Source organism: Polynucleobacter sp. P1-05-14, assembly GCF_018881675.1.
Lineage (GTDB): Bacteria > Pseudomonadota > Gammaproteobacteria > Burkholderiales > Burkholderiaceae > Polynucleobacter.
The window spans coordinates 124424-147824 of sequence record NZ_JACVPV010000007.1; the positions used below are offsets into that span (position 1 = coordinate 124424).

The window sequence follows — 23401 nt, forward strand, 5'->3', positions numbered from 1 at the left end:
TTCCGTCCGCGACCAAACAGAAAAGCCTTCAATTATATCGTGGGAAAGAGTGTTTTTGCCTACAAAAGGCTTAAAACTGCCAAAAACCGGGGTAAAACGGTGATTTTTGACTTATTCAGCAAACATCGACATCACTGAATCACCTTTGCTGATGCGGGAAAGGGTTTCAGCGAGGATCGGAGCAACGCTCAATTGGCGAATTTTGGATACTTTCATGGCCTCTGCAGTCAGGGGAATGGTGTCGGTAACAACCAACTCATCCAATTCAGAGGCTGCAATACGGGCTACAGCACCGCCTGAGAGCACGGCGTGAGTACAGTAGGCGGTAACGCCCTTAGCGCCGCGCTCTTTAAGCGCTTCAGCGGCTTTACAGAGGGTTCCACCGGTATCGATGATGTCATCCATGATGACGCAATGGCGGCCTTCTACTTCGCCAATGAGGTGCATCACTTCGGATACGTTTGCTTTAGGACGGCGTTTATCAATAATCGCCAAATCAGTGCCTAATTGCTTAGCCATTGCACGGGCTCGAACCACGCCGCCAATGTCTGGAGACACAATGATCAAGTCTTTTTTAGTTTTCTGTGCCTCCAAGTCAGCCAAAAGGACTGGGGAAGCATAGATGTTGTCTACCGGAATATCAAAGAAGCCCTGAATTTGGTCAGCATGCAGATCCATAGTCAAAACACGCTCAATGCCAGCTACTGACTGAAGCATGTTAGCCACAATCCGAGCGGAAATAGCTACGCGGGCAGAACGAGGGCGGCGGTCTTGACGGGCATAACCGAAGTAAGGAATCACTGCGGTTATGCGACTTGCAGATGCTCGTTTCAGAGCATCAATCATGATCATGAGCTCCATTAAGCTGTCATTTGTAGGTGCGCAGGTTGATTGGATCACCACGACATTCTTGCCGCGGACGTTCTCTTGAATTTCTACTTGAATCTCGCCATCAGAGAATCGGCCAACAAAGGCTTTTCCCATTGGGAGTTTTAGTTCTTTGGCTACAGCCTCAGCCAAAACGGGATTTGCGTTGCCTGTGAAAAGAGTCAATAAATCTGCGTTTGTGGAGGACATAGTCTTATGGGTTTTGTGGGGTCAAAAGGTTATCTTTATCGTTTCTACAGTACTTGGCAGGGGAAGAAGGATTCGAACCTTCGCATGCTGGAATCAAAATCCAGTGCCTTAACCAGCTTGGCGATTCCCCTACAGGTCAATCTGAAGAAATCAAATTGTAAGCGGGATTTTTATTTAGCCCCCGAACAACCCGACCTACCCACCCTTCAGGAAGATTTTGCAGAAGATTTTCTAGTTTTGCGGTGTCGGTCTTAGGGTCTAAGACTGCGAAAACGCTACTACCAGAACCAGACATTCGGGGCTGTGAGCCCGGTACTGCCTGGGTAATCCAATCCAAAGCTTGCTTCACTTCTGGGCAAATCCGCATCGCTACAGCCTGACAATCATTCAATTGATATGACAATGGCGATGCAAGAAAGCCATCAATTGTAATCTGAGCGTGATCTCGGGTCAATTCCGGGTCTAGAAAAATGCTTGCTGTTGAGATGCCTTGATTGGGAAATATCACCAAAAAATCAGGGGTTTGGAGGGAAATTTCTTGAATTTTCTCCCCAATGCCTTCAACAAGGGCATTTTGACCAAAAATGAAGAAGGGGACATCGGCACCGAGCTGAAGCCCAAGGGTGCAAAGCATTTCTTTAGAGAGATTGAGATTCCAAAGGGCGTTAAGACCAATCAATGTAGTTGCTGCGTCAGAGGACCCGCCCCCCATACCCGCCCCCATCGGAATTTCTTTATGAAGATGGATTTCAACGCCAGCCTCAATCTTGCAAAAATCTTTTAGTAGCTTAGCTGCGCGAACCACCAAATCTTGTTCTGGCGGAACTCCGGGAATGGGATTGATGCGGCGCACTTCATTTTCAGAAATGCTTTTTAGGTGGATGGTGTCACACCAGTCAATTAGTTGAAAAACAGACTGAAGTAGGTGATAACCATCTGCTCTACGTCCGACGATGTGTAAAAAAAGATTGAGCTTAGCCGGCGAACGAAGAGATAAAGAATCGGGTTTCGCCATTGTTCTTTTGCTTAGTCATTCGGGCGGTCAAACACGAGGCGTATATCAATCGATCCGATATTCGAGCTACGCGTCATGGTGAGTTTTTCGAGGCGATTGGTATTGCTCCAGGTGTATACCAAGTCCCAGCCATCCTGACTAATTTTACTTACTTGACCATTTGCATTTCTATCAACACTTGCCTCGCTTCCAGGACGCACTTCGCCTCTTAACCAGTTTGATAATCCGCGAGCTGGTAGTGGTAGGCCTAATGTGTTTTGCAATAAGGTATCTGCATCAACTGCAGTAACTACTTTGCCATCACTTTCGAGTGTGGCTTCACCTGGCGTAATAGTAATTTTTGCAATCGAGCCACCCATGGGATTGCGTATTTCTAAAACATCCTTTAATGCTTCTTGGGTCAAGGTAAAGCCACCAGAGCCACCTTGGTTTTGTGACACAGTTAAGCCAATGACTTTGACGGCAAAGCGCCCATCCCATGAGCCCTTAGATGCTTGGTCATCCCTTGCCCAGTCTGGCTTTAGACGTTGTAAGGTTTCTTTCAGGGTTGGATTATTGGCGTCTATTTTTTGTCCCTGGCGCCACATCTCTTCAGCTTCCGCACGGCGATTCATGGCCCACAACACTTCACCAGTATGAGCCGCAATATCAGCTTCTGGTTTCATAGCAAATGCTTGTTGTAATTGTTCTAATGCGAGGGTATTTTTACCTAGACGAAAATTGACCCAACCCAAGCTGTCCAAAATAAAACTATCTTTTGGAGACAGTTGATGTGCTTTACTGATGAGCGCATATGCCTCAGGTAACTTCAAATTGCGGTCAGCTAGAGAATAGCCAAGGGCATTAAGAGAATTTACATCGTTTGGGTTCTTGCGCAAAATGTCACGCAGTGTTTTTTCCATTACATCCATGTGACCTACTTTTTCAGCAGACATGGCATAGGTATAAAGCAGGCCCGGATCTTTGGGTGGAATCTTGACAGTAGATGCGATTTCATAAAAAGCGCGTAAAGCATCCGACTCATCTTTCGCTTTAGCAAGCAATGCTTGTAATTGCAAAAGAGTATTCTCCTGTTCGGCGGGAGTTTGTTGGCGCAATAGAGTAATTGCTGGCTTGACAGCATCAGACCAGCGATTACTTAAGATCAATAGCGTTACCAGGACTTCTTTAGGTTTGGTATCCGAAGCTGGAGAGAGTTCATCCCAAGCTTTCGCTGCTTGCATGGCTAAATCTGGGGAACCTCCAGCAATCGCAATTTCCATAGCTCTTTGAGCAAGCCTGGGGTCCTGGTATTGACGCGCCATCTCCAGGTAGGTGTTGTAAGCCAAGCCAGCCTCACCCCGCTGAAGGGCGATTTCAGAGGCGAGCACCTCAAAGACCGCTTCGCCAGTTTGTAATCCATTTGCCTGGGTTTGGGCATGAGCTGATGAAATGACTCCACCAGTGAGGGCTGCCAGGAATAAACCCTTTAAAAGAGGTTTCAGTGTGAATTTACTCATAAGCACATTCTAATCCGCGAATCTACAATCCATTTATGCCAGAACTTCCAGAAGTAGAAGTCACCCGATTAGGAATCGCCCCCCATCTTGAGGGGCGCAAGGTCAGCGCCGTCAATATTATTGATGGACGCTTGCGTTGGCCAGTGCCCGCCAACCTCTCTAAAAGCTTGCCTGGGCAAAAAGTGCATGCTATTGAAAGGCGTGGGAAGTATCTTTTATTAGAAATGGATACGGGCTACTTACTGATTCATTTGGGGATGACGGGAACTTTGCGTGTACTCCCAAGCTCGGACCCCCTTAAGATTCATGATCGCGTGACGCTAGAGTTCGGTAAGTTCAGTTTGCGTTTACATGACCCACGAAAATTTGGTGCCGTTTTATGGCATCCCAAATCAAAAGGTCCCATTGAAGCATTTGCGCTTTTGCAAAAGTTAGGCGTTGAGCCATTTTCTCCGGAGTTTGCGGGTGAGCTGGGCGCGGATATTTTGTATCAAAAATCCCGCAAACGCAGTGTTGCTGTGAAGCAGTTTCTTTTGGCAGGGCAAGCGGTTGTCGGTGTTGGCAATATTTATTGTTCTGAAAGTTTATTTGAGGCGGGTATTCATCCAGCTAAAGCTGCAGGAAAGCTCACACGTCCGCAATGTTCTCGTTTGGCTGAAGCGGTGAGATTGATTTTGAAAAAAGCGATTGCAGCTGGCGGCAGTAGTTTGAAAGATTTTGTAAATAGCGATGGTGATCCTGGACACTTTATGGTCCAAACCAAGGCCTATGACCGCAAAGGACTTCCGTGTAAGGTATGTGGGACGCCTATTAGTCAAATAGTGCAGGGCCAACGTTCCACTTATTTTTGTACTCAATGTCAAAAACGCTGATCAACACATTTGCATCAAAGCTAGTTGCTTGGCATGCGATCAGTGGGCGCTCAGGCTTGCCTTGGCAAGGTAATCGAGACCCTTATGCGGTGTGGGTCTCAGAAATCATGTTGCAACAAACTCAAGTGGCTACTGTCCTTGAGCGCTACCCACGTTTTATGGAGCGCTTTCCTACAGTTAAAAAATTAGCTTGCGCTGATATCGATGAAGTATTGGCTGAGTGGGCGGGATTAGGGTATTACTCGCGCGCGAGAAATCTACACGCGTGCGCAAAGCAGGTCATGACAGAGTTTGGTGGCAATTTTCCAAGTGACCCCATTTTGCTTGAGCAATTAAAAGGGATTGGGCGATCTACAGCTGGCGCAATCGCTGCATTTGCTTTTCATGAACGAGCACCTATTTTGGATGCGAATGTGAAGCGCATTCTGGCGCGTTTATTTGCCATTGAAGGTGCGATACAAGATAAGAAGATCAACGATCGACTGTGGGATTTAGCAATAGATTTACTACCAATTGAGCCTACAGATATGCCGGTCTATACCCAGGCACTGATGGACTTTGGCGCTACTTGGTGTACGTCACGCAAACCAGTATGTTTAGGGTCAGAAAAAAAATGCCCATTCGCAAAAGACTGCCAAGCCAATTTAAGCGGTCAAGTCCTTTTGCTTCCACAAAAAACCAAGAAGACTAAATCCCCAGAATTTGATTGCAATATGTTGTTGATGCGTTCCGGCAACTCCATCCTCTTGAAAAAGCGCCCAAGTAAAGCTATCTGGGGCGGTCTGTGGTCTTTGCCTGAAGGGCCTTGGACCCCCAGGGTAGCTCGTGCAAAAATTGTTGAGATAAGCCCACCGGAATTATTTGCAGCTACATTGCCCGAAGAAAAATTGGCAGCCCTTACAAAAGCTTGTAAAGCCATAAAGCAGACCGAAGAAATTAAGCATGTCTTTACGCACCGCAAATTGTGGATGCAGATATGGCAGGTAAGCGCTCCAAAAGAGTTGGCCTTCTTAAATCCAGATCTGAAGTGGGTGCCGTTGGCTCAGCTAGGGCGCCATGGCCTGCCGCAGCCGATTAAGCTTTTGCTGCAGGGATTGAATCTAGTTCGCGGTGACGATCTAAAAAATTAAGTTGCAAGTCCATGAGGTCCTTTTGGGCGCGGAAGTGTTCGCTCAAGCGGCCTACGAGATAGACAGAGCGATGTTGGCCGCCAGTACAACCAATAGCAACCGTTAAATAACTGCGACCATCAGCAATGTAATGGGGCAACCACTTGTTAATGAATTGGGTGATGTCAGATTCCATGCTCATCACCTCCGGAATTTTTTCCAGAAATTCTTGCACGGGCTTGTCGTTGCCAGTAAGGGGCCTCAGTACTTTGTCATAGTGAGGATTTGGTAGACAGCGCACATCAAAAACTAAGTCCGCTTCGCTGGGCACACCCTTTTTAAAACCAAATGATTCAAAAACTACTGTGAGACCTACCGGTTTGTCTTTGAGAAGATCTTGAATCCAGGAACGCAGTGCATGAGCAGGTAGGTTGCTGGTATCGATGCTGTGCGCTTGGGCACGTAAGGGCTCCAGCAAATTACGCTCTTTATCAATTGCCTCAATCAGGGTTGCCGATTGAGATTGTTTGCCATTAGTAGATAAGGGATGGCGACGACGGGTTTCCGAGAAGCGTTGCACCAAAGTATTGGTATCGGCATTTAGAAATACCACTCTGACCTGATGATTTTTACGTAGGTTCTCGAGAATGGACGGCAAGTTTGCAATAGATTGTCCGCGACGAGCATCTATGGCGACCGCAACTTGCTCGCACTTTTCTTTTTCAAGAGTGGAGATGAGGTTTTCTAGAAGCGAGACAGGAAGATTGTCAACGCAGTCATAGCCTGCGTCTTCAAAAGCCCTCAGGGCTACTGATTTACCTGAGCCTGAGATTCCGGTAATCAGATTGATTTGCATGGCTTAGAGTAGGCGTCCTTGGGACTTTGAGGATTCTGACTCAGCATTCATCTGAATACGTTGACGCTCGATAAATTCTTTTAAGGTATCGATACCGCGCAATTGCAAAATGGTATTGCGTACAGCAGCTTCAACTAGTACGGCTAAGTTGCGACCTGCAGCCACCTGAATTTTGACCGTACGAATGGGGATGCCTAGTACGTCGATATGCTGGGCCTCAAGGGGTAGACGCTCAAATTCGCCATCGGTTCTACGAACGAGCTGAACAATGAGGCGTAGTTTTAATTTACGACGTACTGCGGTTTCACCAAAGATCGTCCGAATATCGAGCAATCCCAGTCCACGTACCTCAAGTAGGTTGCGCAAGATGACGGGGCAGCGACCCTCAATGTAATCAGGTCCAAGACGTGCAAAGTCAACCGCATCATCGGCTACCAATCCATGTCCACGAGAAATGAGTTCGAGACCTAATTCACTTTTACCTAGGCCAGATTCGCCAGTAAGAAGTACACCCAAGCCCAGAATGTCCATGAAGACACCATGCATTGTGATTTGAGGGGCACCAATTTTGGTTAAGTAAGTGCGTAAATGATCAATCACTTCCGCAGCAGAAATAGTGGTGGTGAATAGTGGCGTTGAGGAGCGCTGGCAGAATAGTTGCAGATCTGGATCTGCACTCTTACCATCAGCCACAATGACACAAGGAGGCATCTTGGAGATCAAACTGGCAATTTGCTCTTGCCTTTGTTTTGGCTCCAGAGCTGCGTGATATTCAACCTCTTGCTCGCCGAAGATTTGAATACGACTCGGGTGAATAAGGTTTAAGTGACCTACTAAGTCGGAGCTGGCTGCAGCTATTTTTACAGCTTCTGGGGGGAAGGTGCGGTCGGCACCTTCAAGACCGCCAATCCAAGACAGCTTTAATTCTGAAACATTGTCATCAAAAATCTGCTGAGCAGTTACTCCCTCTAGGAGTAATGGCTGAGTCATTTTGCTGTACCCCAGTGTTGTAAGAGTTCGCAAACCTTTAAGGGGTCTGCAGTAGACGATAAGGACTCGCGAGCGTCGGCATCCGATAGCAGCTGAGCAATCGAAGACAAAATTTCTAAATGTTGTTGGGTTGCTTTTTCTGGCACCAGCAAGAAAATTAAGATGGAAACCGCTTCACCATCCGGAGCTGCAAACTCAATGGGGTTTTGCAGTCTCATAAAAGCTGCGCTCGGCTGCTTTAAGCCTTTCACACGACCGTGAGGGATGGCCACACCAGCACCGAGGGCGGTGGAGCCTAAATCTTCACGAGCATTGAGGAACTCTATAACGGAGTTGGCTGTTATTCCTGTTTGTTTAGAAAACAGTTCTCCAGCGGCTGCAAATGCATCAGCCCTGCTTGTGGCGGGGATATCTAATGCAATGCAGTCGGGAGTAAAAAGATTGGTCAGGGCATTCATGTGAATTGATTATAGGTGTCCTGACGCACTAGATCACTCAAAATGCTTTTCGTGGTGATGATCTTGAATCTTTTCTTTGTGTTTAACAACTTGGCGCTCTAACTTATCAACCACTGCATCCATGGCGTGGTAGAGGTCGGCATTGTGTGCTTCAGCGAACAGATCTTTCCCCTTAAGGTGAATGGTGATCTCGGCGCTTTGACGTAGGTCCTTCTCTTTGGCTTTATCTACTACCAGGAAGGCAGACGCATCAATGACGTGATCGAAGTGCTTACGAATTTTGGCTAGACCCGCCTCAAGATGAGAGCGCATGGCAGGGGTAACTTCCACGTGACGGCTATTAATTTTCAAATTCATTAGCGACTCCTTTTATAGATGCTATAGATGCGTGCGCATAGTCATGCCCGGGGTGCGCAGCAAGCCCCTGAAATTTTTTGTGCTGTTTTTTTGGAAGATAAACCATGAGCCTCCAGCGTATCAGCGAATTTGCTGAAAACCAAGAGGGAAGTGAAATTATTATTGCTTTAAAAGCGGGAAGCCTCGTCTGGCCTACATCCGGAAGTTTTCGCCCAGATAGACTCTGCGGACGGCATCGTTCTGAATAATCTGATCAGGCTTGCCTTCTGCCAATACGCTACCTTCGCTGATGATGTAGGCGTGGTCACAGATACCTAGGGTTTCGCGGACGTTGTGGTCGGTAATTAGTACCCCAATTTGGCGGTCCCGTAGGAAGCGAACAATGCGCTGGATTTCCCCAACGGCGATAGGGTCAACACCGGCAAAGGGTTCATCTAGCAAGATAAATTTTGGCTGGGAAGCTAGTGCTCTCGCAATTTCTACCCGTCTACGTTCACCACCCGATAGAGAGAGGGCTGGGTTATTGCGCAGATGACTAATTTGGAGTTCACCCAAGAGCTCATCTAGGCGGTTGGCAATTTCAGCCTTAGTCAGGGGTTTGCCACCTTGAGCTTGAAGCTCTAAGACTGCCTGAATATTTTCAGCTACGTTGAGCTTTCTAAATACAGAGGCTTCTTGTGGTAGATAGGAGAGACCCATTCGAGCACGTTCATGAATCGGTAAATGCGTAATATCTGCGCCATCTAAAACGATATTTCCACCATCGAGTGGGACTAGTCCAACAATCATGTAGAACGAAGTTGTTTTGCCTGCTCCATTTGGGCCTAGTAGTCCTACCACTTCACCGCATCTGACTTGTACGGATACATCACGAACCACGGTTCTTGAGCCATACCGTTTTTGTAGATTATGGGCGCTTAGTGTGGGCGCATTATCGATGTGGGCTAAATCCGCTGTCATTTCTCTAGGGTTGCTTTTCGTCTTGGTGAAAGGATGGCTCTTGCTAAGGGCAGATCATCCGGTTTTGCATCTTTAGGGGGCGTGACATGATAGTACTGCTTTACATCATCGTACTCAATTTTCCAGCCCTTTAATTGATCGAGCATTTGCATATTGAGCAAGCGCTTCAAGCTGGCATCGCCTGTCAACGTCAGAAATTCTGTCTTGGCGTCATAGGTAACCTGGGCGCCGCGTCCTTGCATGAATTCATCTGCAAGGCCTTCGCGACGTTGTCTAAAGCTCGCAACCGCTTCTGGAGTACCCACGACATCGACAAACTCATAACCCTGGGGATCGACTTCAATGTGGCCATCCTCACCAGTAACAATAATGCTGCCTTTGATCAGTAGCACCTGACCGTTGAGGTCATAGATTTGCTTAACGTCGTTTACAGAAACTTTTTCCGCTTCCAGAATGACGGGTTTATCTTGGTCTGCTTTTTCTGCGAACGACAAAGATGCAAGGGAGAGCCCAAAGCTCAGGAGCACAAGCCGAACCAATAATATTTTCATCGACATCATTTTATTGGTGGTTCCGTGGGGCGCGCTCAATACGTCCTTTAACTTGGCCGCTGAGCACCATACTTTGTTCGATGTTGTTAAACACACCACCTTCAGTGGAGTTCAGGATCGACATTCCTTGCTCAAGGGTAATTGGACGATCGGTTTCAATAATGTCATCGTTAATAAGCACTTTGAAATAGCTTGAGCTAGCCAACATTCTTAAGGTAGCTGGCTGTGATGCAGTCGCCTCTTGAGCTGGGCGAAAGATGCTAGCGTTATCGTATAAATCTAGGATGGTGAGGTCGCCGTCGAGATGTCCTGTATCCGACTTTACAGTTACAGGCGCTTTCTCAGCTTGGAATAGGCGCATGCGCGGCGTCAGAATATCGATAGAAGCATCGTCATCATAGTGAGTGACTTTAACGCCTAACACTCGGTATTTGGTATTGCCTAATTCATTTAGGGCAGATAGTGCACCATCTTTGATGGTGTAGTCAGGCTCATGCAGACGCACGCGTTCTAGGGGGGATTTTTCTGGTGGAGTATTTTTTTGGACCAGCCAAAAAGTTGCCAGCGTGAGTGCTCCCATTAATATCAAGGGTAGTAGGCGCAACAAAGCGCGCCCGATGCCGACCTTAATTTGCTGAGGTTTTAACTGCATTGCTTAGCTACGAGCCTTAAGAAGTAATTCTTCGTAGCGATTCTGGGCTTTGAGAATCAGGTCACATACTTCACGCACTGCACTATTACCGCCATTGCGTGTCGTCACCAAGTGGGAAAATTCTTGAACAGCTTCGTGACCTTGTGCTGGGCAAATACGAAAGCCTGCATTTTTCATCATTTGCATGTCTGGCCAATCGTCACCCATAACAGCGCAGTCAGCCGCAGTCAGCCCCAGAGATTGAAGAACTTCTTTCAGGGCAATAGCTTTGTTTTCAACACCCATGTGAACATGTTTAATGCCAAGCTCTTCGCAGCGCGCCAAAACCATTTTGGAGTTTCTGCCGGTAATGATGGCAGTCGGAATGCCGCATTGCTCTAATAATTTGATGCCTAAACCATCTTGAATATCAAAGGCTTTTAAAGATTCTTTGCCATCAGAGCCAATCCAAACTTGCCCATTTGTTAATACGCCATCAACATCCAATACCAAAAGCTTCACTTTGCCTGCACGCTCCCATGCTTGTGGATATTGAGTTAGAGGGTTGGTCTTGTGAGTATTGAAAGCGCTGGGCATGAAAGGGAAACTCGATTACTAATGGAGGTTAAATGACTTTGGCTGCAAATAAATCATGTAGATTTAATGCGCCTAATAAATGGCCTTGGTTATCTGTTACCACTAAATGATTGATGCGATGTTTCTCCATCATCTCGATCGCTTCTTCAGCAAGTAACTCTGCTGGAATGGTGCGAGGATCGGCAGTGGTTGCACTCTCGAGTTTGATGCCGCTCAGGTCAGTAGTTTTTTCTAGAAGGCGACGCAAGTCGCCATCAGTCAATATGCCAAATACTTTTTTGTTGGCATCTAGGATTACCACCATACCCATACGCTTTGAGGTCATCTCTAACAAGGCATCTTGTAGTGATGCATCAATGGAGATTTTTGGTGTGTCTGCAAGGCTGCGCATTACTTCACTGACATGCATCAATTGCTTACGACCTAGTCTGCCGCCGGGATGTGAGCGAATAAAGTCTTCAGCTTCAAAGCCGCGTGCATCTAGTAAGGCGACAGCAAGTGCATCGCCCATGGCTAGTGCTGCAGTAGTGCTGGTAGTGGGCGCTAGATTTAAAGGGCAAGCCTCTTTTTCAACACTGGTATCTAAATGCGCGTCTGCCAATTTGGCAAGGGAGGAATTTGGAGCGCCAGTGAGGGCAATGAGTTTTGCGCCAGTGCGTTTCACGATTGGCACGATAGTCAAAAGCTCATCGGTCTCGCCGGAATTAGAAAGTGCGACAAAAACATCATCTCTAGTAACCATGCCTAAGTCACCATGGCTGGCTTCAGCGGGGTGAACAAAAAATGCAGGGGAGCCTGTGGAAGCAAAAGTAGCGGCAATTTTGCGAGCAATATGGCCCGATTTGCCGATTCCAGAAACGACGATTCTGCCTTTGCAGTCATGTAAAAGTTCAACCGCCAGGACGAGGGCATCAGCATTGGCGCCCTCAAGGCGATCACGCATAGTTTGCAGTGCAGCAGCCTCAATAGTGAGGGTGTCGCGCGCAAGCTTTAGGGTACGTTCACGAGTCTTAGCTATCATCGAGTAAGTATATGCCGTCAGTCCTTCAATTAACCCTCATTCTCCTGGCCTCGGGTGTGGCCGGAGTGGTTATTTTCCGCTATTTTGGCTTACCCCCCATTTTGGGCTATTTGGCCATTGGCGTGCTGATTGGGCCTAATGCCTTGGGCTTGGCGAATGATTCAGCCACAGTGAAGTATTTGGCTGAATTTGGCGTGGTTTTCTTGATGTTCTCGATTGGTTTGGAATTTAACCTGCATAAATTAAGGGCAATGCGATCGATCGTATTTGGTCTTGGTGGCAGCCAAGTCATTTTGACAATGCTTTTAGTAATCCCCGCCAGTTTGCTAATGAATTGGATTTATCCCATCTCATGGCATGCTGCGATCGCTTTGGGTGGTGCGCTGGCAATGTCATCCACCGCAATTGTGACCAAATTGATTTCTGATCGCGCTGAATTAGAGACAGAGCATGGTCGCAATGTCGTGGGTATTTTGTTATTCCAGGATTTGGCCGTGGTCTTCCTGTTGATCTTATTGCCATCACTTGGAAAAAATCCATCGGATTTATTTGTTGCGCTCACTGCGGCCTCAATCAAAATTACCGTTGCTTTGGTGTTAATTTTCTTTATTGGCCAAAGCTTGATGAGCCATTGGTTTAAGTTGGTTGCTAAGTTGCGCTCACAAGAGTTGTTCATGCTCAATCTGTTGTTGATTGTTTTGGGTATGGCGGCGCTTACCGAGCACTTTGGTTTGTCGCTAGCGCTTGGTGCGTTCTTAGCTGGCATGTTGATTTCTGAAACGCCTTACCGCCATCAAGTGGAAGAGGATATCAAGCCGTTTCGCGATGTTTTGCTCGGCCTCTTCTTTGTGACGATTGGCATGTTGCTCGATTTCAACGTCATTCGTGAGCAGTGGATATTGGTTTTGGTTTTACTCGTTGGCCCACTCATCTTCAAGTTTGGCCTTATTGCTTTGCTATCACGGAGCTTTGGCTCTAGTCCTGGCATCTCCATTAGAACGGGCTTGTGCTTAGCTCAAGCAGGTGAATTCGGCTTTGTTTTGCTCAATCAAATTGATGGCCTGGATCTAATTGATCCCACCTTGAGTCAAGCAGTATTGGCAGCGATGTTGATCTCCATGTTCTGCGCACCATTCCTCATTGAATATAGCGATCGCATTGCGATGCGTTTTGCCAGTAACGAATGGTTGCTGCAATCGCTTGCATTAACTCGTGTTGCTTCCAAGAGTGTTCGTAATGAAAACCATGTGGTCATTTGTGGCTTCGGTCGTTCAGGTCAAAGTTTGGCCCGCATGCTTGATCAAGAAAAAATTCCATACATTGCCTTGGATTTAGATCCTGATCGCGTTAAAGAAGCTGCGGCTGCTGGCGACAATGTAGTTTATGGCGACGCTAGTCGTGAAAACTATTTAGTAGCTGCTGGCCTTTCAAGGGCAAAGGCGGTCGTGATTACTTATGCCGATACCGCAGCAAGTATGCGAGTCTTGCGTCAGGTAGAGCGCTTACGTCCTGGTATGACGGTATTGGTGCGTACTAGAGATGATGCGGATATCGCCAAGTTGCAGGCAGCTGGAGCTACTGAGGTCGTGCCCGAACTCATTGAAGGTAGCTTAATGATCGCCTCCCATGTTCTATTGATCATGGGTGTGCCAATGCGTAAGGTAGTGAGACGCATCACAACAGCAAGGGAAGAGCGCTACAGCCTATTGAGGGGCTACTTCCGCGGATCTGCGGACGATGACTTTGGCTCCAATGAATCTTGGCGTTTACATGCCATTACGCTGCTGCCCCAGTCAAAAGCGATTGGTAAAGCTTTAGGCGAGCTTGACCTAGAGAAAGAAGGCGTCAATGTTCAGGCAGTACGTCGCAAGGGTCGAAACGCAGATTATGTGAAGTTGGACCCCATTCCGGATCTCAAGCTTGAGGCCAACGACATTTTGGTGATCTCAGGCAATTCAGAGGCAACCGATTTGGCTGAAGCTAAATTACTCTGAGATCAATCTAATAGCGCTGCGCGCTTTTATTGCTTTACTTACTTTTCTTTTTACCGGCTACAGGAGTAGGCGCTTTACGAGTTAGCAATGGCGCTAAGTAGTGACCTGTAAAACTCAATTCATTTTTAGCTACGTCTTCTGGTGTCCCGGTGGCAATGATTTGCCCGCCACCGGCGCCGCCCTTAGGCCCTAAGTCAATAATCCAATCCGCAGTCTTAATCACATCAAGGTTGTGCTCAATGATGACAATCGTGTTGCCTTGCTTCTTCAGTGTTTGAATCACAGTTAGCAATAATTGAATATCGTGGAAATGCAAACCAGTAGTTGGCTCGTCCAAAATATATAAGGTTCTGCCGGTGTCACGCTTGGAGAGTTCAAGAGAAAGTTTTACGCGTTGTGCTTCACCGCCAGATAAGGTGGTTGCGCTTTGTCCAAGCTTCACGTAGCCCAGACCTACGTCTAGCAATGTTTTGAGTTTGCGCTTAACAACGGGCACCGCTTCAAAAAACTCATGGGCCTGTTCGATAGTCATCGAGAGCACTTCATGAATATTCTTGCTCTTGTAGCGAATATCTAAAGTTTCACGGTTGTAACGCTTTCCATGACAAACATCGCAGGGAACATACACGTCAGGCAAGAAGTGCATCTCTACTTTAAGAACGCCATCGCCTTCACAAGAATCACAGCGCCCACCTTTAACGTTAAAGGAGAAGCGACCCGCTTCATAGCCCCGTTCACGTGATGCAGGAACGCCTGCGAAGAGTTCTCTAATTGGGGTAAATAGTCCCGTGTAGGTGGCGGGGTTGGAGCGCGGAGTTCTACCAATAGGAGATTGGTCAACGCTAATGACTTTATCAAAATGTTCTAAACCCTTAATTGCATCGTGCGCCGCAGGCTCTGCATTAGAACCATAAAGGTGCTGAGCAACTGCATGATGCAAGGTGTCGTTAATTAAGGTGGATTTACCAGAGCCTGATACACCAGTAACGCAAGTTAACAAGCCAACGGGAATTTTTGCATGAACAGATTGCAAGTTATTGCCGCGCGCACCAATGATTTCTAAAAAGCGATCATTTACCGGAATCCGTTTTTCTGGAACCGCGATTGCTTCACGGCCGGCAAGGTAAGCACCAGTTAAGGAATTTGGGTTGGCTTCAACTTCTGCTGGCGTGCCTTGAGCGACCACTTCGCCACCATGAACACCAGCACCAGGACCGATATCAATAACCCAGTCAGAGGCGCGAATCATATCCTCATCATGTTCAACGACTAAAACGCTATTACCTAAATCTCGCAGGTGCTTCAGGGTGCCAATCAGGCGATCGTTATCGCGTTGATGCAGGCCAATTGAAGGTTCGTCCAATACATACATCACCCCCGTTAAGCCAGAGCCAATCTGGCTTGCTAGGCGAATACGTTGGGCTTCACCGCCAGAAAGAGTGTCGGCACTACGCTCGAGTGAAAGGTAGTCTAGGCCTACATCATTTAAGAAGCGTAGACGTGCGCCAATCTCTTTAATAATCTTGTCAGCGATTTCTCGTTTGGCACCCTTGAGCTCAAGGGTCTCGAAATATTCTTTTGCTTCTTTTAGTGGTAGGGCGCTGATCTCGTATATCGCACGAGATTGTTTCTTCTCACCCACTTTGACAAAGCGAGCTTCTTTGCGTAAACGGCTGCCATTGCATTCAGGACAAGTTTGGACATTTTGATAGCGCGATAGTTCTTCACGAACTGTCATGGAATCGGTTTCGCGATAGCGTCTTTCAAAGTTGGCAACAATGCCTTCGAAGGCATGTTCACGAATGCTGTTCTTGCCACGCTCGTTGATGTATTCGAAAGGAATAGTGACATCGCCAGAGCCCAAGAGAATCAGATCTTGCTGCTTTTTGTTCAGCGTCTCAAATGGCTTCTCCACATCAAAGCCGCCATGCTTAGCTAGGGTTTGAAGTAGTTTGAAGTAGAACTGATTGCGGCGATCCCACCCCTTAATGGCACCAGAGGCGAGTGACAAATCAGGATGCGCAACGATGCGCTTTGGGTCAAAGAAAGACTGGTGACCCAGGCCATCACAGGAAGGGCAGGCGCCCATCGGGTTATTAAAAGAGAAGAGACGCGGCTCTAATTCTTGCAAAGAGTATGAGCAAACTGGGCAAGCAAACTTGCTGGAGAAAATCATCTCTTTGCCAGTATCCATATCGACGATCATGGCTTTGCCATCCGCCAAACGTAGGGCTGTCTCAAAAGATTCTGCCAAACGTTGCTGAATATCGGGACGTACCTTGATGCGGTCAACCACTACTTCAATCGAATGCTTATCATTCTTTTTGAGCGCTGGTAATTGATCCACTTCAAAAATCTCGGCTTTTGCTACGTTTGCTGTACCACCACCAGAGCGCACACGAAAGCGCACAAAGCCTTGTGCCTGCAGGTCTTGAAAGAGGTCAACGAATTCACCTTTGCGTTCGCTCACTACTGGAGCCAAAATCATCAACTTCGTATCTTCAGGCATTGAGAGTACGGTATCGACCATTTGAGAAACGCTTTGTGCTTCTAAAGGTAGATCGTGGTCTGGACAATGGGGCGTGCCTGCGCGGGCAAATAACAAACGCAAGTAATCATGAATTTCAGTAACGGTACCCACGGTGGAGCGAGGGTTATGGCTGGTGGCTTTTTGTTCAATCGAAATCGCTGGTGAAAGCCCTTCAATCGTATCGACATCTGGCTTTTCCATGAGTTGCAAAAACTGGCGGGCATAAGCTGAGAGAGATTCCACGTAGCGGCGTTGACCTTCTGCATACAGCGTGTCAAAAGCCAATGAGCTTTTGCCTGAGCCAGATAAGCCAGTAAGGACGACGAGTTTCTCTCTAGGGATGTCTAGATTGATGTTTTTGAGGTTGTGGGTGCGGGCACCGCGGATCTTGATTTCGTTATTCATGATTTTTTAGCGTAACTTGTTAATATAGCTCTTTCCCATGAATCCTTCTGAACTTCGCTCCACTCTGGCCTTAGCAGGCATATTTGGCCTCCGTATGCTGGGCCTATTCTTGCTACTGCCCATCTTTAGCCTCCATGCGCGTGGCTTGCCGGGTGGTGAGCACGCACTTTGGGTCGGTTTGACTCTCGGAATCTTTAATATTGTTCAGGCCTGTTTTTACATCCCTTTAGGCCGTTTATCGGACCGAATTGGGCGTAAACCCGTTGTTTTATGGGGTCTATCCCTGTTTGTGGCTGGAGCTTTAATTTGTGCCGCCAAAGATGATTTGCTTTGGATTGCGATTGGCCGCGGGATTATGGGGGCTGGGGCCGTCTCAGCGGCGATTTCTGCATGGGTAGCGGATTTGACTCGCGAGCAGGTTCGCACTCGAGCTATGGCATTGGTAGGTGGCAGTATTGCCCTCTCGTTTGCTTTGTCTTTAGTGATTGCCGCCCCGATTTATCGAGCGATTAGTCTGAGCGGAATTTTTATCGTTCTGGCAGTGTTGGGTGTGATTGCGATGTTTGTGACTTATTACGTTTTGCCAACGAGTAAGCCTGAAGCGAAAGTGCAACAAGCTTCATTGAAAGAAGTTTTCTTTCGTCCGGACTTGATGCGCTTGAATCTCGGTGTATTTGTATTACATGCAACTCAAGTTGCGATGTTCTTGGTGGTTCCTAGACTCTTGGTGCAGGCAGGATTACCACTTTCTTCACACTGGGAAATTTATCTTCCTGTAGTACTACTGTCATTTGTCTTCATGGCACCCGCCATTATCTATGGTGAAAAGAAGCAGAAGTTAAGAACCATTTTGTTAGTTGCGATTGTTTTATTGCTGGTTGCAGAATTGATTTTTACGCAAGCCAATTCAGTCATGACGATTGCAATTGCGCTACTAGTGTATTTTGTAGGCTTCAATCTACTCGAGGCCTTACAACCTTCTTTGGTGTCTCGTTTTGCTAAAGAATCCAAGGGCACTGCATTAGGTGTTTACAACACTACGCAATCCATTGGCTTGTTTTCAGGGGCGGTCATTGGGGGCTATTTGATGGATAGCCACGGTGATTTATCGGTCTTTGCCATGGGTGCAGCACTCCTCGTTTGCTGGCTTATAATTGCTTGGTCGATGGGTGAAATGCCAACGAGAGCATCAGGTTCCAAGGATGTAAGCACAACGACATAACCGCAGCTTCATTGATTATATTAAAGCGAGCAGTTTATTTTTTAGCAGTAATAACAGTAGTATTTTTCTTCGGGAGACAACATGGCTTCGGTAAATAAGGTCATCATCGTAGGTAACGTAGGACGTGATCCAGAGACGCGTTATATGCCAAGTGGCGACGCAGTTACAAACATCTCAGTAGCAACATCTGATCGCTACAAAGACAAACAAACTAACGAAATGAAAGAAACCACAGAATGGCACCGTGTTGCATTCTTTGGCAAGCTTGCAGAAATCGCTGGTCAGTACCTCAAAAAAGGTTCGCAGGTTTATGTTGAAGGTCGTTTGCGCACACGCAAATGGACTGACGCTAGTGGCCAAGAAAAGTATTCCACAGAGATCGTTGCAGAAACAATGCAAATGCTTGGTGGCAAGCCAGTAGGTGGAAGTGGTGATGGTGGCGAGAGCTATAGCCGCTCAAAGCCGGCTGAGCAGTCTGCCCCAGCAGCATCAAACGCTGCATCATTAGGTGCAATGGACGACGATATTCCGTTTTAATAACTTCGGAATGCCTAGTAAGTAGTTTTTACTAAAAACCAGCAAAACCCCAATTAGTTATTGGGGTTTTCTTTTATGTGATCGGGATTCTTGGGTGCATGTAAATCTAACATTCACTATTGACCTTAAAATAACCATATGAATATCAGAGGAATAAGGCAGTTAGTATTTTTGCTATGCACAGTAGTGCTTGCGGCCATCATGCCTAGCTTATCTTATGGTGCCCCCTTCTTCTTTCCGGATATGAATCCTTCCTTTGTTAAAGGAGATTCCCCCGAATGGTTGCAAGAAGGCCGGGGCAATGACGGCTACCTAACAATTACTTCTGAAGTGATTCCAGTTAATACATGCACGCAGATGGCTAGTCGTAGTTTCTGGGGATCGGATAAAACTCAGCTTGTTCTATCGGTTGTTACCTATGGGTTTAAGAGTAAGCTTGATAAAGTAGACATTCCAATTGGGACTTTTGATGGTAGAGATAGTGGCTCTGAGTGCTCTTCTCTGAGCACTACACCATTGCAGATAGTGCCAATCACCAGTCTTGGTGCTTACTCAGTATTTAATCCAGGAAATCTATCTTTGGTCCTGAATGTCAGAAGCTCGAATGATTCCAATCAAGACTTTGTGGGTTCTGCAAAATTACTTCTCGGCGCAGCGGCAATGGTGGCAACAGGCGGATCAGCAGCGGCGATTGGGGGTATTTCAGCGACTGTTGGTAATTCAGTGATGAGCGATACCCAGAAAAAAGCCAATAGTCTTTTGCAGGGAATGATTGATGCAAAAGTGCCCGTGACATTTAGCTGGTCAGAGTTGCGTCGAGGAATTAGCGCAGTGCAAATCCCTGTATACAAGATTGATCAAAGCGTAAGTAGTCTGACGGATAAACAAATTCAGCAACTACAAAAAGATCCCAAAGCAGATAAGCAATTAATGTTTACAGTGAAGTTAGAGGTTCAATACTTCAGAAGCATCTTCTATCCAACCGTAGCGAACATTGTGGATTTGGCTACCCGTGAAAACCTGTCATCAGATTATATTTTAAATTTCCAGGTGCCTGGTTCTAGTCAAAACTTTATGCAACTCTTAAATAGTTCAGCGCCAAGTCTTTTGCAGCAAGTGACAAAAGTGGAGGGGGCCGATCTCACTCGCGCCTGCTCCATTGCCTTATCGAAATTGAAGTCAGCAGGTCTTGATGACGTTGACAGTGCAATTGTGATGAAGTCATTTATTGATGAGGCAAAAGGCTATGTAGGCTGGTACTTGAACCCAGCTTTAGTAAATAGCTGCTTTTCTCAGGCCCCAAGTATTCATACAAATCTGGAAAAGATATATGGCAAGCCCGCACAAGTAAGCATCCAGACTACGACGCCTTAAGTTTTGACTTATTGACGTGCGTGTCGAATATTTTCTGGCCAAGGGGAGTTGTAGTCAGTACGGAATGGATTGATATCTAAACCGCCGCGTCTTGTGTAGCGCGCATAGACAGAAAGTTTCTCTGGTTTGCACTGATGCTTGATATCAGTAAAGATGGTTTCCACGCAATGCTCGTGGAACTCACCCAACTGCCTAAAGCCAATGAGGTAGCGTAATAAACCCTCTTCCAAAATTGGACGTCCTTGATAACGAATCTGTACGCTCGCCCAGTCTGGCTGGCCAGTAACGGGACAGTTGGATTTCAATAGATGCGAAACCAAGCATTGTTCAATAGGGCCAAAGGATTCATTAACACCCAGTAGGCTTGGGTCTGCTGGTAGGTTTGGATCAATCTCAATATCGAGCCGATCCATCAAAATGCCACCCATTTCTCGCATTCCCTTTTTAGAGACCACTTCTGTTGGGTTAATGCGGGTGGTGATCTTGCTGCCTGCAACTGCAGATAAATCTGTAATGAGGCGCTCTTTAACTTCATTCTCATCTTCAAAGCGTGCGCTGTTAAGGCTGTTGAGATAAAGCTTGAAAGATTTAGACTCAATCATGTTCGGTGAGTCTGCAGGAATCTGAAACTCCGCCAAAGCAATCTGCGGTTTACCTTTTTGATTAAGCCAGCTCAGCTCAAAGGCGTTCCATAGATCAACACCAACAAAGGGTAGGGCTTGATCTTCTTTAAGGCCCAACTTCTTTCTGTTCTCAGATCTGGGGATGGGAAACAGCACACTCGGATCATATTGATCTGGGTATTGCGTTGATTGTCCGAGGGGTAAGGTTGCCATTACAGTATTTCACTTACTTCTTAGGTTTATTTGATACGCCAGATACCACGTGGCCCGTTGGTGCTACGGACGCAGCTGACTGGCAATGACCGGTTTGATCATCAAAGAAAAAGTCTGGTTCGAATTCTCGCAAAAACTCGCTCTTCGAGAGGCCGCCTAAGAACATTGCTTCATCTACATCAATACCCCAAGCCATCAGTGTGCGAATGGCTCGTTCATGGGCGGGTGCAGAGCGTGCTGTAACTAATGCGGTACGAATGCGCATACCGTTTTCACTAGTGGAGCGTTGCAGTCTATGTAAGGCCTCTAGCAAGGGCTTGAATGGGCCGGGAGGCAAGGGAATATCGACCTTCTTGCTTTCGTGGTCCACAAAGGCTTCAAGACCTTTTTTTTGGAAGACTTGTTCGGCTTCATCAGAAAAAAGGACGGCGTCTCCGTCAAATGCAATACGGATTTCATTAGGATGAGACTCAGCGGTTTTGCTGGACTCTGGATACACACGAGCGGCAGGAAAGCCTGCATCAATCGTTGCTCGCACATCATCTTCATTTGCAGACAAGAAGAGATTGGCATGTAGAGAGCGCAAATAATGATACGGAGGTCTACCTCTGGTAAATACGCCACGCTCAAGATGGAGGCCATGATGTTCGGCAGAGCGGAATACACGCAGACCACTGACTGGATCGTTGCGAGAAAGAATGACTACTTCGACACGTTGCTCACCTTCATCATTAAAAGCGAGGAGTTTCTTGACCAAGGGGAATGCCACCCCTTTTTGAGCGGCCTCACTGAGGCGCTCTAACTGCAACTTCATATAAGCGCTGTCATCGGTCGATTCGAAGATGCGATTTTCTTCTTCGAAATCAAACAGGGCGCGCGAAGAGATCGCGACGACGAGTTTTCCAGTGAGTGTGTATGACATTTGAGATTGGGCTTATTTCAGGAATAGGCGATAGGCAGGGTTATTGGTTTCATCCCAATGTGGATAGCCTAAGGTTGCCAAGAAACTCTGAAATTTCTTCTGCTCATTCTTAGGCACCTGAATACCAATCAGAATGCGGCCATAGTCAGCTCCATGATTGCGATAGTGGAACAAGCTGATATTCCAGTTAGGAGCCATGCTGGTTAAAAACTTCATCAAAGCGCCTGGTCGCTCTGGGAACTCAAAGCGATAGAGCAATTCATCTTTAGCCAGCGCTGAGTGGCCTCCAACCATATGGCGTAAATGTGATTTTGCTAGCTCATCATGCGTGAGATCAATGGTTGCAAACTTGGCTTTTCGGAAATGCTTTGCAATCGTCTCGCTATCACCGGATTTTTGTGTGCTGATACCAACAAAAATATGGGCTTCACTTTGATCACCAATGCGATAGTTAAATTCAGTCACGTTACGTTTGCCGAGTAATTCACAGAAGCGTTTAAAGGAGCCACGTTCTTCCGGAATAGTGACTGCAAACACGGCTTCGCGGAACTCACCAACATCTGCTCTCTCAGCCACAAAGCGGAGACGGCTAAAGTTCATGTTGGCACCGCAAGCCACAGCCACTAAGGTTTTCTTCTTGATGCGCTTTTTCTCGACATACCTCTTCATGCCTGCAATAGCGAGTGCGCCAGCGGGCTCAAGAATACTGCGGGTGTCAGTAAACACATCATTAATAGCTGCACAGATTTCATCTGTATCGACAGTAACAATCTCGTCTACTACTTTCTTGCAGATACGGAATGTTTCTTTGCCAACCAATTTCACAGCAGTGCCATCAGAGAACAAACCGACGTCTTTCATCTCAATACGTTTATTTACTTTGAGTGACTGATTCATAGCATCTGAGTCAGAAGCTTGAACGCCGATGACTTTTGTTTTAGGGCTAACAGCTTTGATGTATTCGCCAATGCCGGAAATCAAACCACCACCACCAATAGCTACAAATATTGCATCGATGGGTTTTTCGTATTGGGTAAAAATTTCGTGGGCAATCGTTCCTTGACCTGCGATGACATCGGGATCATCAAAAGGGTGGACAAAAGTTAAGCCTCGTTTTTTGCCGAGAATCTCAGAATGTTTAAAGGCATCGCTATAGGATTCACCATGAAGGATGATTTCCACCCAGGATCCGCCTCTGGCCTTGACTGCGTCAATTTTGACGCTAGGGGTCGTAACCGGCATCACGATGACGGCTTTGCACTTCATTTTGGCTGCCGATAGGGCTACACCCTGAGCATGATTGCCTGCGGAAGCTGTAATAACCCCGCGTTTTAAGGCTTCTGGGGGTAAATGGGCCATTTTGTTGTAGGCGCCACGGAGTTTGAAGGAGAAAACCGGCTGGTTATCTTCTCTTTTGAGTAAGACCTGGTTGCCCAAACGCTTAGTCAGTTCTGGGGCGAGCTGAAGTTCGGTTTCTCTGGCTACGTCATAGACGCGAGCCGATAAAATTTTCTTTAAATAGTTCGTTGCCATCCGATGAGCGTACCACGGATGGCTCCTAAGCCCTTAGATTTGCAAGGGTTTATCC

The 23401-nt window shown here is 46.9% G+C and carries 22 protein-coding genes and 1 tRNA gene; 6 read left to right on the plus strand and 17 right to left on the minus strand.

The features are described from left to right. Positions 1-111: 111 nt before the first annotated feature. From ICN37_RS05450 to ICN37_RS05465, 4 genes are all read right to left on the minus strand, one after another. The gene (locus tag ICN37_RS05450) at positions 112-1077 is read right to left on the minus strand and encodes a ribose-phosphate pyrophosphokinase (RefSeq protein ID WP_215321077.1); all 966 of its coding nucleotides are present in this window, start codon (positions 1075-1077) and stop codon (positions 112-114) included. Between the two features lie 54 nt (positions 1078-1131). Further along, positions 1132-1208: transfer RNA gene (locus ICN37_RS05455), tRNA-Gln, on the minus strand. Between the two features lie 5 nt (positions 1209-1213). Beyond that, the gene (gene ispE / locus ICN37_RS05460) at positions 1214-2092 is read right to left on the minus strand and encodes a 4-(cytidine 5'-diphospho)-2-C-methyl-D-erythritol kinase (RefSeq protein ID WP_216155401.1); all 879 of its coding nucleotides are present in this window, start codon (positions 2090-2092) and stop codon (positions 1214-1216) included. Positions 2093-2103: 11 nt separating this feature from the next. Next, positions 2104-3591 (minus strand): outer membrane lipoprotein LolB, encoded by a 1488-nt coding sequence (locus tag ICN37_RS05465; protein WP_216155403.1) that lies wholly within the window; start codon positions 3589-3591, stop codon positions 2104-2106. Positions 3592-3626: 35 nt separating this feature from the next. On the opposite strand from ICN37_RS05465, the gene mutM reads away from it, so the two are divergent. Together mutM and mutY are read left to right on the plus strand one after the other, a co-directional pair. After that, the gene (mutM, locus tag ICN37_RS05470) at positions 3627-4463 is read left to right on the plus strand and encodes a bifunctional DNA-formamidopyrimidine glycosylase/DNA-(apurinic or apyrimidinic site) lyase (RefSeq protein ID WP_216155405.1); all 837 of its coding nucleotides are present in this window, start codon (positions 3627-3629) and stop codon (positions 4461-4463) included. After that, the gene (gene mutY / locus ICN37_RS05475; protein WP_216155407.1) at positions 4448-5593 is read left to right on the plus strand and encodes an A/G-specific adenine glycosylase; all 1146 of its coding nucleotides are present in this window, start codon (positions 4448-4450) and stop codon (positions 5591-5593) included. The genes mutM and mutY overlap by 16 nt, the downstream gene beginning before the upstream one ends. Here mutY and rapZ read toward each other — a convergent pair. The 9 genes from rapZ to ICN37_RS05520 all read right to left on the minus strand — a co-directional run bounded on the left by rapZ (position 5538) and on the right by ICN37_RS05520 (position 11993). Further along, entirely contained in the window at positions 5538-6428 is an 891-nt protein-coding gene (rapZ, locus tag ICN37_RS05480) for an RNase adapter RapZ (RefSeq protein WP_215321072.1), read from the minus strand. The two genes, mutY and rapZ, sit on opposite strands and share 56 nt — an antisense overlap. A 3-nt stretch (positions 6429-6431) precedes the next feature. Beyond that, positions 6432-7418: an HPr(Ser) kinase/phosphatase gene (hprK, locus tag ICN37_RS05485; RefSeq protein ID WP_216155409.1), complete on the minus strand. Its 987-nt coding sequence runs from the start codon at positions 7416-7418 to the stop codon at positions 6432-6434. Next, complete coding sequence (locus tag ICN37_RS05490; RefSeq protein WP_215321070.1) at positions 7415-7876, minus strand: PTS sugar transporter subunit IIA; 462 nt, start codon at positions 7874-7876, stop codon at positions 7415-7417. Before ICN37_RS05490 ends, hprK begins: the two co-directional genes overlap by 4 nt. Before the next feature lie 33 nt (positions 7877-7909). Beyond that, positions 7910-8233: a ribosome hibernation-promoting factor, HPF/YfiA family gene (hpf, locus tag ICN37_RS05495; RefSeq protein WP_012358449.1), complete on the minus strand. Its 324-nt coding sequence runs from the start codon at positions 8231-8233 to the stop codon at positions 7910-7912. Between the two features lie 192 nt (positions 8234-8425). After that, entirely contained in the window at positions 8426-9193 is a 768-nt protein-coding gene (gene lptB / locus ICN37_RS05500; RefSeq protein WP_072582701.1) for an LPS export ABC transporter ATP-binding protein, read from the minus strand. Then, positions 9190-9744, minus strand: a complete 555-nt coding sequence (gene lptA, locus ICN37_RS05505; protein ID WP_251368468.1) for a lipopolysaccharide transport periplasmic protein LptA — start codon at positions 9742-9744, stop codon at positions 9190-9192. Before lptA ends, lptB begins: the two co-directional genes overlap by 4 nt. A gap of 10 nt (positions 9745-9754) precedes the next feature. Continuing rightward, a complete protein-coding gene (gene lptC / locus ICN37_RS05510) occupies positions 9755-10396 on the minus strand; it encodes an LPS export ABC transporter periplasmic protein LptC (protein ID WP_216155411.1) in 642 nt (213 codons plus the stop codon). A gap of 3 nt (positions 10397-10399) precedes the next feature. Then, complete coding sequence (locus tag ICN37_RS05515; RefSeq protein ID WP_216155413.1) at positions 10400-10972, minus strand: HAD family hydrolase; 573 nt, start codon at positions 10970-10972, stop codon at positions 10400-10402. Between the two features lie 28 nt (positions 10973-11000). Then, positions 11001-11993 carry an SIS domain-containing protein gene (locus ICN37_RS05520; protein WP_215321066.1) on the minus strand — a complete coding sequence of 331 codons (993 nt, stop codon included), beginning with the start codon at positions 11991-11993 and terminating at the stop codon, positions 11001-11003. A gap of 11 nt (positions 11994-12004) precedes the next feature. Here ICN37_RS05520 and ICN37_RS05525 point away from each other — a divergent pair, with 11 nt between their 5' ends. Further along, positions 12005-13987 carry a monovalent cation:proton antiporter family protein gene (locus ICN37_RS05525; RefSeq protein ID WP_216155415.1) on the plus strand — a complete coding sequence of 661 codons (1983 nt, stop codon included), beginning with the start codon at positions 12005-12007 and terminating at the stop codon, positions 13985-13987. Between the two features lie 34 nt (positions 13988-14021). On the opposite strand, the gene uvrA is transcribed toward ICN37_RS05525, so the two are convergent. Further along, on the minus strand, positions 14022-16922 hold the full coding sequence (gene uvrA / locus ICN37_RS05530; protein ID WP_216155417.1) for an excinuclease ABC subunit UvrA: 2901 nt from the start codon (positions 16920-16922) through the stop codon (positions 14022-14024). Between the two features lie 37 nt (positions 16923-16959). Here uvrA and ICN37_RS05535 point away from each other — a divergent pair, with 37 nt between their 5' ends. The 3 genes from ICN37_RS05535 to ICN37_RS05545 all read left to right on the plus strand — a co-directional run bounded on the left by ICN37_RS05535 (position 16960) and on the right by ICN37_RS05545 (position 20055). Continuing rightward, positions 16960-18144, plus strand: a complete 1185-nt coding sequence (locus tag ICN37_RS05535; protein WP_215321063.1) for an MFS transporter — start codon at positions 16960-16962, stop codon at positions 18142-18144. 81 nt (positions 18145-18225) lie between these two features. Further along, positions 18226-18681 carry a single-stranded DNA-binding protein gene (ssb, locus tag ICN37_RS05540; RefSeq protein WP_215321062.1) on the plus strand — a complete coding sequence of 152 codons (456 nt, stop codon included), beginning with the start codon at positions 18226-18228 and terminating at the stop codon, positions 18679-18681. Between the two features lie 138 nt (positions 18682-18819). Beyond that, positions 18820-20055 (plus strand): hypothetical protein, encoded by a 1236-nt coding sequence (locus ICN37_RS05545; RefSeq protein WP_216155420.1) that lies wholly within the window; start codon positions 18820-18822, stop codon positions 20053-20055. Positions 20056-20063: 8 nt separating this feature from the next. Here the strand turns inward: ICN37_RS05545 and queF are convergent, their stop codons facing one another. Genes queF through ilvA form a run of 3 tightly spaced genes read right to left on the minus strand, consistent with a single transcriptional unit; the run spans position 20064 to position 23346 of the window. Further along, positions 20064-20891: an NADPH-dependent 7-cyano-7-deazaguanine reductase QueF gene (queF, locus tag ICN37_RS05550; protein WP_215321060.1), complete on the minus strand. Its 828-nt coding sequence runs from the start codon at positions 20889-20891 to the stop codon at positions 20064-20066. Between the two features lie 13 nt (positions 20892-20904). Next, a complete protein-coding gene (locus tag ICN37_RS05555) occupies positions 20905-21813 on the minus strand; it encodes a 5'-nucleotidase (RefSeq protein ID WP_072582710.1) in 909 nt (302 codons plus the stop codon). Between the two features lie 12 nt (positions 21814-21825). Further along, entirely contained in the window at positions 21826-23346 is a 1521-nt protein-coding gene (ilvA, locus tag ICN37_RS05560; RefSeq protein WP_216155422.1) for a threonine ammonia-lyase, biosynthetic, read from the minus strand. Positions 23347-23401: the final 55 nt, after the last annotated feature.